This is a genomic window from Rhodococcus sp. 077-4, assembly GCF_047782425.1.
Classification (GTDB): domain Bacteria; phylum Actinomycetota; class Actinomycetes; order Mycobacteriales; family Mycobacteriaceae; genus Rhodococcoides.
This window is the reverse complement of the sequence record NZ_JAJPWC010000003.1, coordinates 68,700-83,455: the sequence shown is the minus strand read 5'-3', so window position 1 is coordinate 83,455 and position 14,756 is coordinate 68,700. Positions and strand designations below refer to the sequence as shown.

Annotated in this window: 11 protein-coding genes and 1 tRNA gene; 2 read left to right on the top strand and 10 right to left on the bottom strand. The window is 65.2% G+C overall.

Features of this window, described 5'->3' with window-relative positions:
- Position 1 precedes the first annotated feature (1 nt).
- Together ACNEOT_RS16650 and ACNEOT_RS16645 are read right to left on the bottom strand one after the other, a co-directional pair.
- Positions 2-739: an energy-coupling factor transporter transmembrane component T family protein gene (locus ACNEOT_RS16650; protein WP_415975329.1), complete on the bottom strand. Its 738-nt coding sequence runs from the start codon at positions 737-739 to the stop codon at positions 2-4.
- The gene (locus tag ACNEOT_RS16645) at positions 736-2,694 is read right to left on the bottom strand and encodes a DUF2232 domain-containing protein (protein ID WP_415975328.1); all 1,959 of its coding nucleotides are present in this window, start codon (positions 2,692-2,694) and stop codon (positions 736-738) included. Before ACNEOT_RS16645 ends, ACNEOT_RS16650 begins: the two co-directional genes overlap by 4 nt.
- Positions 2,695-2,815: 121 nt before the next feature.
- Here ACNEOT_RS16645 and ACNEOT_RS16640 point away from each other — a divergent pair, with 121 nt between their 5' ends.
- The gene (locus ACNEOT_RS16640; protein WP_415975327.1) at positions 2,816-4,072 is read left to right on the top strand and encodes an MFS transporter; all 1,257 of its coding nucleotides are present in this window, start codon (positions 2,816-2,818) and stop codon (positions 4,070-4,072) included.
- 28 nt (positions 4,073-4,100) lie between these two features.
- Here the strand turns inward: ACNEOT_RS16640 and ACNEOT_RS16635 are convergent, their stop codons facing one another.
- The 8 genes from ACNEOT_RS16635 to ACNEOT_RS16600 all read right to left on the bottom strand — a co-directional run bounded on the left by ACNEOT_RS16635 (position 4,101) and on the right by ACNEOT_RS16600 (position 13,432).
- Complete coding sequence (locus ACNEOT_RS16635) at positions 4,101-5,468, bottom strand: DEAD/DEAH box helicase (RefSeq protein WP_415975325.1); 1,368 nt, start codon at positions 5,466-5,468, stop codon at positions 4,101-4,103.
- Positions 5,469-5,688: 220 nt separating this feature from the next.
- Positions 5,689-7,038 carry an HNH endonuclease gene (locus tag ACNEOT_RS16630; protein ID WP_415975324.1) on the bottom strand — a complete coding sequence of 450 codons (1,350 nt, stop codon included), beginning with the start codon at positions 7,036-7,038 and terminating at the stop codon, positions 5,689-5,691.
- Between the two features lie 75 nt (positions 7,039-7,113).
- Positions 7,114-7,869 carry a lysostaphin resistance A-like protein gene (locus ACNEOT_RS16625; protein ID WP_415975323.1) on the bottom strand — a complete coding sequence of 252 codons (756 nt, stop codon included), beginning with the start codon at positions 7,867-7,869 and terminating at the stop codon, positions 7,114-7,116.
- A gap of 106 nt (positions 7,870-7,975) precedes the next feature.
- Positions 7,976-8,051 (bottom strand) — tRNA-Arg (locus ACNEOT_RS16620).
- 115 nt (positions 8,052-8,166) lie between these two features.
- Positions 8,167-8,793, bottom strand: a complete 627-nt coding sequence (locus tag ACNEOT_RS16615; RefSeq protein WP_415975322.1) for an isochorismatase family protein — start codon at positions 8,791-8,793, stop codon at positions 8,167-8,169.
- A gap of 151 nt (positions 8,794-8,944) precedes the next feature.
- Positions 8,945-11,353 (bottom strand): ABC transporter permease, encoded by a 2,409-nt coding sequence (locus ACNEOT_RS16610; protein WP_415975321.1) that lies wholly within the window; start codon positions 11,351-11,353, stop codon positions 8,945-8,947.
- A gap of 59 nt (positions 11,354-11,412) precedes the next feature.
- Complete coding sequence (locus tag ACNEOT_RS16605; protein ID WP_415975319.1) at positions 11,413-12,123, bottom strand: ABC transporter ATP-binding protein; 711 nt, start codon at positions 12,121-12,123, stop codon at positions 11,413-11,415.
- A gap of 76 nt (positions 12,124-12,199) precedes the next feature.
- Entirely contained in the window at positions 12,200-13,432 is a 1,233-nt protein-coding gene (locus ACNEOT_RS16600; protein WP_415975318.1) for a PucR family transcriptional regulator, read from the bottom strand.
- 335 nt (positions 13,433-13,767) lie between these two features.
- Between ACNEOT_RS16600 and ACNEOT_RS16595 the strand changes: the two genes are divergently transcribed.
- A complete protein-coding gene (locus ACNEOT_RS16595; protein ID WP_415975317.1) occupies positions 13,768-14,673 on the top strand; it encodes an acyl-ACP desaturase in 906 nt (301 codons plus the stop codon).
- The last annotated feature ends 83 nt before the right edge of the window (positions 14,674-14,756 follow it).

Sequence of the window (14,756 nt, the reverse complement as noted above, 5' to 3'; positions counted from 1 at the left end):
GTCAGCCCAGCAGGAGGCTGATCGCAATCGCTGCGGCGCACGCCAGCGTCACCACGATCAGCGTCACCGCGTCGGAGGCCTTGAATCGGTCATCGCCGGCGGTGATCATTCCGGTACCCCCGCGAGCGGTGATGGCCCCGCCCATTTCGTCGGCCCGTCTGATGGCGACCGACATCACCGTCGTGACGATGTCCACCAAGGAGTTGTCCGAGGCGCTGTTGACGACCGGTTTGGGGCGAAGGCGTCGGGCAGCGTTGAGAGTGCGCATCTCTTCGATCAGCAGCGGTAGCGACCGCAGGCTCAGGGCAACGGCGATCGCCCACTCGTCGACCGGCAGCTTCAGCTTCTTCAGCGGTGTGCCGAGCTTGGATACCGCCGGGGCGATGTCGCTCATCGAGGTGGTCCAGCCGATCATCATCGATGCGCCGAGCAGGACGAACACGAACAGCGTCGCGCGGAAGTAGATGAGGACAGCGGCACCACCGATGGGCAGATTGATCAGCGCGCCGACCCCGAACAGCGCCCAGATCCACCACGGTGGACGCGGCAGAGCTGTGATCGGAACATGGGCGATCATTGCGGCGATGACCAACAACGCGAACACGATTCCGAGCGCGGGCCACGTCGGTGCCACGACGAGGGTGATGCTCAGCAGCAGCACGGCGACGAGTTTGGTGCCTGCCCACAGGCGATGGATCGGCGAGAACCGCGGGACTTGACGCAGTACGACGGTGGTCACGAGCGCACGCTCCCCAGGATCGAATCGGAGACGATGTGGCCGTCGGCCATCGTGATGGTGCGGCTGCAGACGGTGTCCATGCCGTCGACATCGTGCGAGATCACGACCACGGCGACACCGCGTTCGCGCAGTCCGGCGAGAACGCCGATGATGTCGTCGCGTCCGGGTGGGTCGAGCCCGGCCAGGGGTTCGTCGAGGACCAACATTCGTGGTCGACGCGCAATGAGCCCGGCCAGCACGACGCGCCGCATCTGACCACCGCTGAGCGAATCGATGTCGCGGGCGGCGAGTGACCTGTCGAGGCCGACGGCATCCATCGCGGCCGAGACTGTGGCAGATCCCGTTTCGGGTCCGGCGGCGGCAGCGATGTCCTCGGAGACGGTGCGTCGCTGCAACTGCAGGCGCGAATGTTGGAAGGCCAGCCCGACCTCGCCGACCTGCGAGGTCATCGCCTTACCGGCGAGCTGTGCCGTGCCCTGCGTCGGGCCGGTCAGTCCGGCCATGATCCAGGCGAGAGTCGACTTGCCCGAACCGTTTCCACCGAGAACGAGCACTCCCTCACCGCGCTTGACGGTGACGTCGATGCCGTTCAGAGCTGTCTGTGCCCACGGTGTGCGCCGGTTGTAGGTGTGCTGAATGCTGTTCAGTTCGAGCAGGCGCTGGCTCGAATTGTCGTGCAGTGCAACGGGGTTCTCGGTTCGAGCGTGCATCCACATCGAGTCGTGCTGCACCTGATATCCCTCGTGCAGATGCACGACGCGATCCGCGGCGACGGTGTCCGAGACGTGATGGGTGACCAGAACGACCGACATGCCATGCCTACGAGGCAGTTCGGCGAGGAGCGACACCAGATGTTCGCGTCCTGAGGCGTCGATCATCGCGGTCGCCTCGTCTGCGATCAGCAGTGCGGGCCTGCGGGCCAGTGCTGCGGCGACTGCGAGACGCTGCATTTCACCGCCGGACAGCGATGCGGTGTCGCGCGCGCCCATGCCGCCGAGTCCGACCTCGTCGAGCAGGGCCTCGACGTCGGGACGGGAATCGCCGGGCGGCAGTCCCCACACCACGTCGTCGGCGACGCGGGTGCCCAGGATCTGACTTTCGGGACGTTGCAGCACCACCGCGGTGCCGCCGTATCGTCCGAGACCGGTCGAGCCGGGCCGGTCGACGGTGCCCTCGGATGGTTCGAGGCCGGCGAGAATCCGCGTCAGCGTCGATTTGCCGGAACCGTTGTGGCCGACGATCGCCACGAATTCACCGGTTTCGATGCGCAGGTCGATGCCGGTCAACGCCGCAGTCGTGTTGTCGGGGTATCGGAACCCGACAGCGGTGAGCGTGACCGGCAGCGGGCCGATCTCTGCGTCGGTGCCGTGGGCCAGAGGCTCGGGGGTGGGAATGGTGGAGAGTCGGTCGAGGATCGCGGTGAGGATGAGCCACGCGAACAGGGTTCCGGTGACGATGCCGACGGCGATCGACCCGCCTGCCCACCACCACCAGTTGTCGAGAACGGTCGTGGAGTTGGTGCGGATCACGTCGGCAGTGCCTTGCAGCGCCGATGTGCGCTCGAGCAGTCGAGAAATGCCCTCGAAAGTGTTGCGAAGAGTCGCGAGAAACAGCTCGCGCAGCGGAACGAGGACGAGGAGCATCAGCACGGTCAATGCGCCGAGCATCGGCCCGACGACCATCGAGGTGATCAGTACGCCGAACAACCCCTGCTTCCTGCGCTTCGCCCGGCCGACCAGACCGCCCAGTAGGGCGGCACTGGCCACGGTGATGGCCGTCTGGGTACCGGCCGCGACGAATCCGACGAGGGTGGCGGCGACCGCGGACGTGACCAGTGCGCGAGTCCTGTGCCGGAGCGCGACCACCGACATGGGAACAGCCGCGACGACCTGAAGGATCGCAGCCATCGGCACGAGCACGCCGATCACCGTCAACGCCACGGTGAAACTGCTCATGACAGCAGCGGTCGCCATTTCCAGAGGTCCGAGGGGCCCGGATGAAGGGCGGGAAGCGCTGACGGTCACCGTTCCAGTGTGCCAGCCGCGATGCTCGGCACGTTGCGCGCACAATGTCACGGTGACTTCGGAGATCGGTACCCGTAGCAGGGTTCATCCAGCGTGGATCGTGGCCGCGGTGGCGTTTCTCGCACTCGTCGGTGCCGCGGGCTTCCGGGCGGCACCGAGCGTGCTGATGGTTCCGCTGCATGAGGAGTTCGGTTGGCCGCGGTCGATGCTGTCAGTGGCGGTGGGCGTCAACCTCGTGCTGTTCGGGTTGACTGCGCCGTTCGCTGCGGCGCTGATGGAACGCTTCGGGATCCGGGCGGTGACGTCGACCGCGTTGGTGGTCGTGGCCGCGGGCAGTGCGCTGAGCGTATTCGTCACGCAGGCATGGCAGTTGGTGCTGACGTGGGGCGTGCTGATCGGTCTCGGTACCGGATCGATGGCTTTGGTGTTCGCCGCAGTGGTGACCAATCGGTGGTTCGTGCAGCGTCGCGGCCTCGTCTCGGGCATCTTGACGGCCGGCAGCGCGACGGGTCAGCTGATCTTTCTGCCCCTGATCGCGCAGCTCGTCGACAAGTCCGGCTGGCGCGCCGCCTCGTTCCTCATCGCAGGCGGGTCGTTGATCGTGGTTCCGTTCGTCCTGCGCTGGCTGCGAAACATGCCGGCGGACATCGGCGTGACTCCGTACGGAGCGCCTGCCGACTACGTCCCGCCGACGGCCGTCTCTGCCGTGAATCCAGCGCGGGCCGCGATTCAGGCATTGCGCGATGCGAGCCGGGTGCGAACCTTCTGGGCACTGGTGTTGGGCTTCGCGATCTGTGGCGCAACGACCAACGGGCTCATCGGAACTCACTTCATCCCGTCCGCGCACGACCACGGAATGCACGAAACCACCGCAGCGGGTCTGCTGGCGGTGGTGGGAATCTTCGACATCGTCGGAACCATCGGATCGGGTTGGTTGACCGATCGCGTCGACCCTCGCTACCTGTTGGCCGCGTACTACGGATTTCGCGGGATATCGCTGTTGTTTCTGCCCTGGTTGCTGTCCGCGACCATCCAGCCGTCGATCGTCATCTTCGTGGTGATCTACGGATTGGATTGGGTGGCAACGGTTCCACCGACCATCGCCCTGTGCCGCGAAGTGTTCGGCGACCGCGGGTCGTTGGTGTTCGGCTGGGTGTTCGCTTCACATCAGATCGGTGCGGGTATCGCGTCCGTTGTCGCGGGCGTGGTGCGGGATGCCACCGGCGCCTACACGATGGCGTGGTTCGGTGCAGCGGGCTTGTGTGCGGTTGCTGCGGTGGTGAGCGCAAGAACAGGAAAGCACTCGTAGCGAGTGCTTTCCTGTTCTTGGGCTGAAATCAGCGGCTGCGCTGGCTCGTGGCCGGTCCTGCTGCGCGACGGCTGTGGCCGCCGCCACCGCTGCGGGGCTGGCCTCCGCTGCGGGGCTGTCCGCCGGAGCGGGCCGGGCCGCCGCGTCGAGCATTGTTGCTGTTACGAGGATTCGCGGTACGCGCCGGTGCCGCCTCGACCCGCGGTGCAGGCTGGACGTAGCGGGCCTGCTCGCCGACGAGGTTCGCCACTGCAGGCGAGTCGGCGGTGACGCGAATCGGGGTGACCTTGATGTCGGCCTTGCGCAGCAGAACTGCGGTGTCCTTGCGCTGCTCGGGCAGGACGACGGTCACGACGTCGCCGGCGCTTCCCGCGCGTGCCGTGCGACCGGAGCGGTGCAGGTACGCCTTGTGCTCGGCCGGGGGATCGACGTGGACGACGAGCTGAACGTCGTCGACGTGAACACCGCGGGCTGCAACGTCGGTGGCGACGAGAACGCGAGCCTGGCCGGAGGAGAAGGCGGCGAGGTTGCGGTCACGTGCGGCCTGCGAGAGGTTGCCGTGCAGATCGACGGACGGGATTCCGGCGTCGGTGAGCTGCTTGGCGAGCTTGCGGGCCTGGTGCTTGGTGCGCATGAAGAGGATGCGGCGTCCGGTGCCCGAGGCGAGCTGGTGGACGAGCTTCTTCTTGGCTTCGACGCCGTCGACCTCGAACACGCTGTGCGTCATGGCCTCGACATGGGAGGTGGCCTCGTCGACGGAGTGCGTGATCTGGTTGTGCAGGAAGCGTTTGACCAACTTGTCGACGCCGTTGTCCAGGGTCGCGGAGAACAGCATGCGCTGGCCCTTGTCCGGGGTGGCGGCGAGGATGCGGGTGACGACGGGCAGGAACCCGAGGTCGGCCATGTGGTCTGCCTCGTCGAGGACGGTGATCTGAACGCCGTCGAGGGTCAGGTGCCGCTGCTTCATCAGGTCTTCGAGGCGACCGGGGCACGCGACGACGATGTCGACTCCGCCCTTGAGCGCGGAGACCTGGCGGACCTGCGAGACACCACCGAAGATCGTGGTGACCTTCAGCGAGTACGCGGAGGCGAGGGGCTCGATCGCGACGGCGATCTGGGTGGCGAGCTCACGCGTCGGCGCGAGGATCAGGCCGCGGGGGCGACCGGGCTTGCGGTTACCGGGGAGCTGGCCGGCGAGGCGAGCGACCATCGGGATGGAGAAGGCGAGTGTCTTACCGCTGCCGGTCTTTCCGCGTCCGAGTACGTCGCGTCCCTGCAGTGTGTCGGGGAGCGTGTCGGCCTGGATGGGGAATGCCTCGGACTTGCCCTGGCTCGCGAGTACATCCGCGATGGCCTGGGGTACGCCGAGTGCAGCAAAAGTCTGTGGGGTCGTCATAGTGATGAAAAGTGCCTTTCGGGCAGGGTGTTGCACCTGCGGGCCTTCGGGCCGAGATGCAAGGTGGCGAGACTGCCGGTGGGCAGTTTCGATCGCCGTAAGAGAAGCCTGTGCAGGGTGCACATGGAGGTTCGGGAGCATTCCACGACGTCTGACGTGCAGCTACGCGCGTCGTCACCGAGTGTAACCGAGATGTGGTCAGCTCTCTTCCCGCAGTGACTCACGATGCCGCGTCGAAATCGAAGAGTCCGTGGAGCATCACGTTCTCGATCGTCGAGCTGTAGAGCTCCACCACCGGCATCGGTGGCGCGCTCGAGTCGTAGGTGTGCCCGGTGGGTGAGATGAGTGTGTAGCGGTGTCTCGCATTGCGTTTGTCTCGTCTGGCTTCGGCCGTCCCGCCGTCGCCTTCTTTCGCGTAATTGCATGCGGCACAAAGACCTGCGCCGTTTTCTGCACTGGTTGCTCCGCCCGTGGAGTGCGGTTCGATGTGGTCGTGGTGACGGATCGGCGCGTCGCACCACGGGGTGCGGCAGGTGCGATCTCGGAGATCGATGAGGCGTCCCAGTGCGGTGGGAAATGCGCGTGAGGTGGACTCCACTGCCGTCAGTGCGCCGGACCTCGGGTGGGCGTAGAGGCGGCGCAATGCGACGTGCGTCTCACTGTCGAGCGTGTCTCGGATGAGTTGGCGTGCGACGTCGGATGGAATGTCGCCGTAGCCGTGCAGACAGGCAGATTTCTTGCCGTCGGCGAGGAGGGCGGAGTCCGAGATGACGATGTCGACCGTGACCGGTGGGCCCTGTGCGACCGATGCGCCGGTGATCCGCTCGAAGACGAGGTCGGCCATGATCTGGTCGCGGGTGCGCGTGTCGCCGCCGCCGGAGTTGATGATCGTGTCGGCGTCTCGTCGCAGAGTTGCCCACATACAGACCGACTTCTCCATCGAGGTCAGTGCAGTGAAGAAACCCATCGATTCGGGCGCTGGCCGGGTGCTGATGCGGCGGGCCCCATAAGCCTTGGCGCGGCGCTTCACCTGGGAGGCGGCGTCGAGTTCGTTGGCGGGTGCGCGGGCGCGGCCTTCGATCATGCGGTCGCCGGCACCGGCGAGGGTGGCCGGGTCCGAGCAGAGTCGGTTGTCGATGGTCCGGCGGTCTTCGACGGTGAGGCAGGCGGTTTCGCGAGCGAGGATCATGGCGCGCCACTCGTTGAGTTCCCCGGCGCGCAGACGGGCGAGGGTGTGCGGCATTTCGTGAACGAGCGCGCGAGCGAGGCCGAGGTGGGTGCCGCCGCGGTTCGGTGATTCGCGCCTCGCCAAGCCGATCTGCGACGCAATACCGATGCGCCACTGAGCTTTCGGCTTGCCGCGCTCGCGGCGTTCATTGCTGATGGTCGTCGCCACGGCGTCGGTCACTACGGCCTGCGCAGCAACGCCGGCGCTCTTCATCAATTCGAGTGCAGAGATCAAATCGATTCCGGCTGCTGCGTCGACATCGAAGTCCGACGACTGAAGGCGCGCAACGAAGCGCAGCACTTCATCGGACGTCGGTGGTGAATCTTGTACAGCTGTGACCACGAGTTCCTCCCCAGTACTCGAATGCATGTTCGATAGTACGGGTGTTTTCGTGGGTGCGCAAGACCTGCTCTGGCGTCAGGCGACCATGGCCGAGATTGCGACCGAGCTGAACACTGCGTTGTTGATCGAGTGAAGTAACAAGGGTGCCCACAGTGTGCGGTACCAGAGGCGCGTCGCGACGAGACCGGTGGAAAAGAACAGGATGTACAGCATCGCCGATGGCGCACCGTGACACAGCGTGAAGACAAGGGTAGCGAGTACGGCGCTCAGCGTGGTCGACATTTTCGACATCAGCCAGCCGAGGAGTACCCGCCGAAAAATGATCTCCTCGATCAGTGGAATCACACCCGCGCTCACGATCAGCACCACGGCGATCGCGACAGGGCCCAGTTCGAGAGCGTCCGGCACAACCGAGATTTGGTTGCCTGCGGGCGGCAAGTCGAGATGTTCTGCCAATGCCGTCGCTGCCAGGCTGGCGGCTGAGATGAGCACTGGGACCTGCCACAACAGATGTAGAAGGCTGTGCGCGGGAGGCAGAAAACCCAAGTCCGACAACGACCATCGACGTCGCTGAATCAGGGCTACATAGATGCCGGTGCACCCGAGCGTAGCGCCGAGAACAAGAGCGAGCATGGCAAACCAGGCGGACCCGGAGATCCGCAACCCGACGAGACCGATCGCACCTCCCAGCGCCGTTCCGCCGAGCCCGCCGAGGAAGCTCCACACGACGTCGCTCCAACTGGGCACCGGCAGTTGTGAGCCCGCGTCCCGATCGGGTTTCTCACCGTCGACGCGACTGGGTGGCACGTTCTCGCTCGGAGTGTGGTTCACAGGTGCACTCTTTCGCTATGCGACTCACCGTGCAACCTCCGCCTGGCGTGGATGCGATGAACCGCCCCACGGATCGAGTCTTGCGGGGACCCGGCCTGGTGTTTCGTGGTGCCCTCGGCAGGATTCGAACCTGCGACCTACCCTTTAGGAGAGGGTTGCTCTATCCCCTGAGCTACGAAGGCTGGTGACCGTTCTGCTGATCGTAATCCGTTGAAGTACAACGAGATTCAACCCTCGGAACAATCGTCTGCGGATGGGTTCGTTGCCACAGTGCACAGCTGGCCCACATCGCGCTCGCTAGTCTAGCGGCCCACCGCGTCGATCGTGAAGCAGGTTCCCGCTGCTTTTCACCGTCCCGGTCAGTGACGAGATCAGGTTCAGGGCGGTGCGGTGCTGGTGAGCGGTGTAATCGGCGATCGATTCGATGCCGACGAAGCACTGAATATCGCGGGCGAAAGCGTCGAACGTTGTCGCGAGAATTCCCGCCGAGGCGAACACTCCCACGATGACGAGCTGGTCACGGCCGCGTCGGCGAAGTTCTACCTCGAGGTCGGTGGCGTAGAAGGCGCTGTAGCTGCGCTTCGCGATCGGAACGAAGTCCGGCTCGGTCACCACAATGTCCTCGGTGGACGGACCCAACCCCCACATCGGTCCCAGCAGTCCACGCTGCTCGAGGACAGTCGCAGGCCGGGGGCCACTGGCCAGAATCGGAACGCCGGCCGACCTGGCGCGTGCGACCACAGCCGACGCTTCCGAAGCCACGCGTGCGCGTACCGAGTGCTGCAGCACGTTCAGGTAATACGGCTGCATGTCGTGAACCAGAACCGCGGCGCGCTCGGGCTGCAACTCCCACTCGGGACCGCCCACGCAGTCCCGCAGACTCTCGACGGCGTACTCCTCGACTTCCACGCTGAATGTGGCCACGTCGGTCATCCTCGTACATACGCGCGCGCATTTGCGAGACGCGCGCAGAGTCGCCGGCCACGGGCTGCCTATTCCGCTCGCACCTGACGAACGCGCGCGCGTTTGCGGATCCCGAGCCCCGCAGCCGCGGACCCCAGACCCAGCCCAGCACCTAATCCGCCGCAATAGCATCCACGATGTTCAGTCGTGATGCGTGCACGGCAGGGGGAGCCGAACCCAGCAGCGACAGGCCGAGAGCGACGAGTCCGTAGAGCAGCACCGACCAACCGGCGGTGTAGGCGACCGGAATTCCGATGCTGGCTCCGAGGATCAGGGTGCTCAGGTATTGCAGACCCGCTCCGATGATCAGCCCGAGCACACCGCCGACGATGCCGACCGACAGTGCCTCGGCGAGCACCATGCGCGCGAGGGTTCCGCGGCCACCGCCCATGGCGCGCAGTACGCCGAGTTCGCGGCGACGTTCGAGGACCGAGAGCGTCAATGTGTTGAGCAACGCGACGGCGGCAACGAGTGCGACGATCCACTGCAACGCGATGGCCAGCGCACCGGACTGTCGGATGGCGGCGCTCGTGCCCTCGAGTGCGGCAGCGCCGGTGTACACGAACGCCTCGGGCGGCAGCGTCGAACGTAGTGAATCCTGCACGGCGGCAACATCTCCGTCGACGCCGATCTCGAGGTAGGTCGCACCGGGGCGGTCGTACCAGCGTTGCATCGAGTCCAACGAAATTGCCATGGTGCCGCCCGCGGCGTTGATGTATTCGACCAGATCCAATACGCGAACGTTCTGGACACCGGTCGGCGTCGGAAGATCGACGGAGTCGCCTACCGAGACGCCGAGCGTTCTGCCGAAACCCTCGGAGAGCACCACACCGTCGCCGGCGAGCAGCGCGGCACGCACATCGCCAGGAAGCGACGCGAGCGTCACCGCGTTGCTGCCGTCGGCGACGCCCTGGATGGAGACCAACTCGTCGTCGATCGTGGCATACGCCCACTGCCCCTCGACGACTCGGGACACTCCCGGTGTCGCTCGGACAGCTGCGTCCACTGCGGCAGGAACGATGGGGCCCGACGGTATGGCGTCGGGCGAGCTCATCGATACGTACAGATCCGTACTTGCCAACGACGACAACGATTCGGCTGCCGAGTCGGTCATGTTGGTCAGCGAACCCGACACTCCCACACTGACTCCCACCGCGATCACGATCGTCATCACGGTTGCCCAGATGCGCCGTGGGGCGCGTTCGATGGTGGCGGTCGCCAGGCGTCCGGCACCACCCCAGCGGCGGGGGACTGCTGCGGTGGCCGACACGATCGGTCCCGTCGCGCCGACGCACAGCGCGACGACGCCGAACATGAAGAGTGCACCGGCACCGAGGGTCAGTTGACCGTCGACGTTGACGGCGAACAGGAACGATCCGGCTATGGCGAGAACGCCGAATACGGTCGCGGCCAGCGTGAACCGCAGACCTGGACCGCCCGAGGTCTCACCGCCGCCGACCGCGAGTGCCTCGATCGGCGAGATGCGATACACCTGCACTGCCGCAACAGCCGAGGCTCCTACGCAGGCCAGCACGCATGCCACGATCGCCACCGGAATGGCGAAGCCGGGCAACACGTATTCAATCCGTGCATCGAAGGCCTGCGACAGAAACGGCGGCAGACTCTCGATCGCGATGCGGCCCATCACGATTCCCAGCGGGACGCCGACGGCACCGCCGACGAGACCGACCAGAACAGACTCGAACAACAGATCTCGGACGATGTCGGCTCGGCGGCCACCGACCGCTCGGAGCAGCGAGATGGTGGGCCGACGCTTCGCGATGGCCATGTTCATGACGTTGAACACCAGGAACGCCGCGACGACGAACGCAATGAGCGAGACCATCAGTGTCGCATTGCGAGTCAGGCTCATCGCCTGGTTCGCGCGGTCGGCTCGGAAGTCCGGATTCATCACCGACACCCGGCCCGCCAACGCGGCGTCGAGGTCGGTGCGGAGGGCGTCGCCGCTGCCGAGAACGAAGATCGAGTCGAGTTGGCCGGGGCGGTCGGTGAGCGTCTGAGCCGTCGGGAGGAGCGCGACGGCGAACATGCCTCCGCCGATACGTTGTGTTCCCGGACCATCGACGACGCCGACCACCGATGTCGGAACGTCGTCGATCATGACGGTATCGCCCTGCGTCAGATCCGTTGCGGCTCCGACCAATACACCGGACGGATCGATGAGCAACCCTGCCGCGTTGCCGACTGCGCCCTCGAGATCGGATTGCAATGCCGTGATGGACGCATCGACACCGAGGATCGTGAGGTCCCCGACATCGGATCGGACGGTGCTCCGCAGCAGCGGAACCGCCGTCTCGACGCCGGGAACAGCGCGGACGGCATCGAGTTCGGTTTGGTCGAAGCCGGAGTCGGTGACGCCGACGATCTCGTAGTTCGCGTTGCCCGCGATCGACACTGCAAGACGCTCGACGGATCCGGTCAAGGACCCGTACGTGCCGAGGACGGCGATGAGCAGCCCGGCCGCGACGGCAACGACGCCGGCCGAAACCAGCGAACGCACCCAGTGCATGCGGAGGTCACGAAGACTGATGACTCGAAATCTGCTGAGCGCGGTACCGATCACCGATCGAGACCGGCCGTCGCTGTGTCGGTCTCGACGCGGCCGTCGATCATGCTGACGATGCGATCGGTGGACCGTGCCGCCTCGAGGTCGTGGGTCGCCATCACCACTGCGCGACGCCCCTCGCTGGCGTGCGCCACGTCGGCGAGGATTTCGAGCACATTGTGGGAGGTCTTCGAATCGAGATTGCCGGTCGGTTCGTCGGCGATGAGCAGGGCCGGATCCATCATCAGTGCTCTCGCGATGGCGATGCGCTGAATCTGGCCTCCGGACAGCTGTGCCGGGCGGTGCTCGGATCGGTTCGAGAGTCCGACCATGTCGAGCAGACGCATCGCGTCGGACTTGGCCTTCTTGATCGGGGTGCCGTCGAGCAGCTTGGGGACAGCGACGTTCTCCCAGGCCGACATCGTCGGCAGCAGGTTGAAGAACTGGAAGACGAACCCCACCTGGTGGCGTCGGAAATCCGATTGGGCGTTGTCGTCGAGGGTGGTGACCTCGACGTCGTCGAACTTGATGGATCCCGAGGTCGGGCTGTCAAGTGCGCCGAGCATGTGCAGCAGCGTCGATTTACCGGCACCGGACGGTGCGACGAGCGAGACGAATTGGCCACCCTCGATCGTGAGATCGATACCGTCCAACGCGCGTACCGGCTGTTCGCCGGTGGGGTACTCCTTGACCACCCCGGACAACTCCAGCAATAACTTCGCCACGGACGATTCCCCCTGCTCCTCGAATACTTCCGACGCTACCTGCCGTCGGTTCGAGGAACTCGAGGGAACCGTCAGATCAGGCTGCGCCGCGCGAGGATTCGAGTCTGCGGGCAACCAGCGCTGCCTGCAGATGTCGGATTCCCGACGGCCGGGTCGGGTCGAACCCGGTGAGCTGTGCGATCCGCTTGAGGCGGTAATCCACGGTGTTGGTGTGCAGATGGAGTTGGCGAGCAGACCGCTGGCGGTTCAGATCGTGGGAGATGTGAATCTCGAGCGTCTCGAGCAGCTCGGGAGACGAATCGAGAGGCTCGAGGATCTGGGTCAGGTGCCGTCGACCGGGGCCGGGACGCGTGAGCTGGTATTCGAGCACCAGGTCGTCCATCCGGTATAGGCCGGACGGGCGATGCAGCTGGTGGGCCAACGACAGCAGCTCGTGTACCTGATCGGCTGCGGTGGGGATGTCTGCGGTGGCGGCCTGCTCGGCGGTGGCGGTGACGGGAACCTCGGCGGCGGTACCGATGCGATGCACCAGGGCCTCGACCCACTCGTCGTCGTGGATTCCGGGGATCAGCACCGTGCCCCCCTCGGTGCTGAGCAGGGACAGCGGCGTCCGGCCGCAGATCGTCGCCAACTCGGCCTGGACGCGGCGCAGCTTTCGGCGAGCGGCGACCGTCTTCTGAATGTTGGGGTCGTTCTCGTCCGGGTGCGGCGGCACGGAGAGGGCGAGCACGAGGTAACTGTCGGCGAGTTCGATTCCGGACTGACGGGCCATCGATACGGCGTTGTGACCGCTGAGCAGCGAGGTCACCAGGGTGTGCGCTGCCGTGTGGTGCTCACTGGCCACCGACTGGAGCTCCTCGACGTAACTCTTGCTGGCTGCGATGGACACCTTCTCCGACAGCATGACGAACATGCGCGCGGCCTCGATCAGTTGTGCTGCATCGCCCTCGCCTGCCCGCTTCGACACCAGATTCCAGCCGATCTGGATGCCCTCGTGGTAGACGCTGAGAACGGACTCGAGCGGAACGCCCTCACGCGCCCACTGACTGGCCTTGGCGCGAAGTTCGACCAGGTCGGACTCGGCCGGGGCCCGTCGTTCATCGAGCATCTGCACGGCGATGCTGATGCACTTGACGGTGAATTCGGTGACGTCGCCGTGCAGCTGTTCGCCCGGCAACGAACCGCAGGGAGTGTTGGCGGCGAAATGCCCCACGAGGAGCCGCGCCACTGCGCGAAAGTCGCGAAGAGGAGCCGACGCAGGCTGACCCGCGACCATGATTCCGAGGCCAGTCGAGTTGTGAACGGTCACAGATCAACCCTTCGTGTTGGGTTCTTCAGGTCTTCGGAGAGCAAACTTACTTTCGCGTAACGATGCGCTTCCACGGGTCAATCTATGCAATTCCCGACGAAACCGTAGCGTTTTCGTACTTAAAGTTTGTTTCCTGGCCTCTAACAGGATCGATCATAGGTTGTTATCTACGTGTGATCTAGCGTTTCGGTAAAACTCGTTGTGACCTATCTCGAGCGGTGGCCGCGAGCGCTTGCGACTTGTCCTGAACATTCGCGAAGGCATCCACGGCCCGGGAGCGTCGCAACTACTTTGATCCCGGTCGGAGTGGGTAGGCGGGCGACAAAGGGGCGGGCATGCACAGTGGTATCGGGCAGTTCGAGGTTCTGCGGGAACTGTTGCCGACCATCGAGCAGAATCTCGCTCGCCATCGCGCCGAAGCCGTGCAGTGGGAACCAGCCGATTTCGTCCGGGCCGAAATGTACTGGGGTTCGCGTACCTCGACTCTGACCGAGACCGCGAAAGCGGCGTTGGTGACCGCTCTGCTCGTCGAGCAGAACATTCCGCTGTATCGGCGGGATGCCGCGACCTCCGAGGTCGGTGCCTGGCCGTCGTGGCTCACCGAGTGGAGCAACGAACGAACCCGCCATGCAGTGGCTCTCACCGACTACCTGGTCGCCACCCGCAGCGTCGATCCGATCGCTCTCGGCCGCGCTCGCTCGCAGTGCATGACCGTAGGTTTCGACGCCCCGATGAATGCAGCGCACCTACTGAGGTCGCTGGCTCAGGTGACCCTCGACGAGTCGGTCTCCATCATCTGCCATCGCAACACTGCCGCTCAGTGCCACGACCCGGTGGCCGATCGCCTGCTCGCACGTATCGTCGCCGATCAGAATCTGCACGTCGGTTTCTTCTCCGACCTGGTCTCGGCGGCGCTCGACGCTGCACCGGCTGCGACGGTCACGGCAATCACGGAGGTCGTCATGAACTTCCAGCTGCCCGGCACCAATCTGCCTGGTTTCGCACGCAGCGCGATGCTCATCTCGCGGGACGGAATCTACGACCTCCGCCGCCACCTCGACGAGGTCCTACGGCCGATGTTGGCTCAGTGGCGCGTCTTCGAGCGCACCGATCTCGACGCCGGAGCCCGCAAGCGCGATCAGCTGGCCGACTACCTCGATCACCTCGACGGCCAGGCAGCTGCGAGCGGGCCGGGCCGCACGCGAATCCAGGAGTACGCGAACACCTTGCGCGCCAGCTGACACCACATATCAGCCACATCGACTAGCCTGAACTCCTATTCGTCATACGCTCGCGACCTGGTTCGTGGGTACCGACCGGAGGC

Bases quoted from the DNA above. Each gene is read 5' to 3' on its own strand.
- ACNEOT_RS16595 (WP_415975317.1), top strand. From the start codon at position 13,768: ATGCACAGTGGTATCGGGCAGTTCGAGGTTCTGCGGGAACTGTTGCCG.
- ACNEOT_RS16645 (WP_415975328.1), bottom strand. From the start codon at position 2,694: ATGAGCAGTTTCACCGTGGCGTTGACGGTGATCGGCGTGCTCGTGCCG.
- ACNEOT_RS16635 (WP_415975325.1), bottom strand. From the start codon at position 5,468: ATGACGACCCCACAGACTTTTGCTGCACTCGGCGTACCCCAGGCCATC.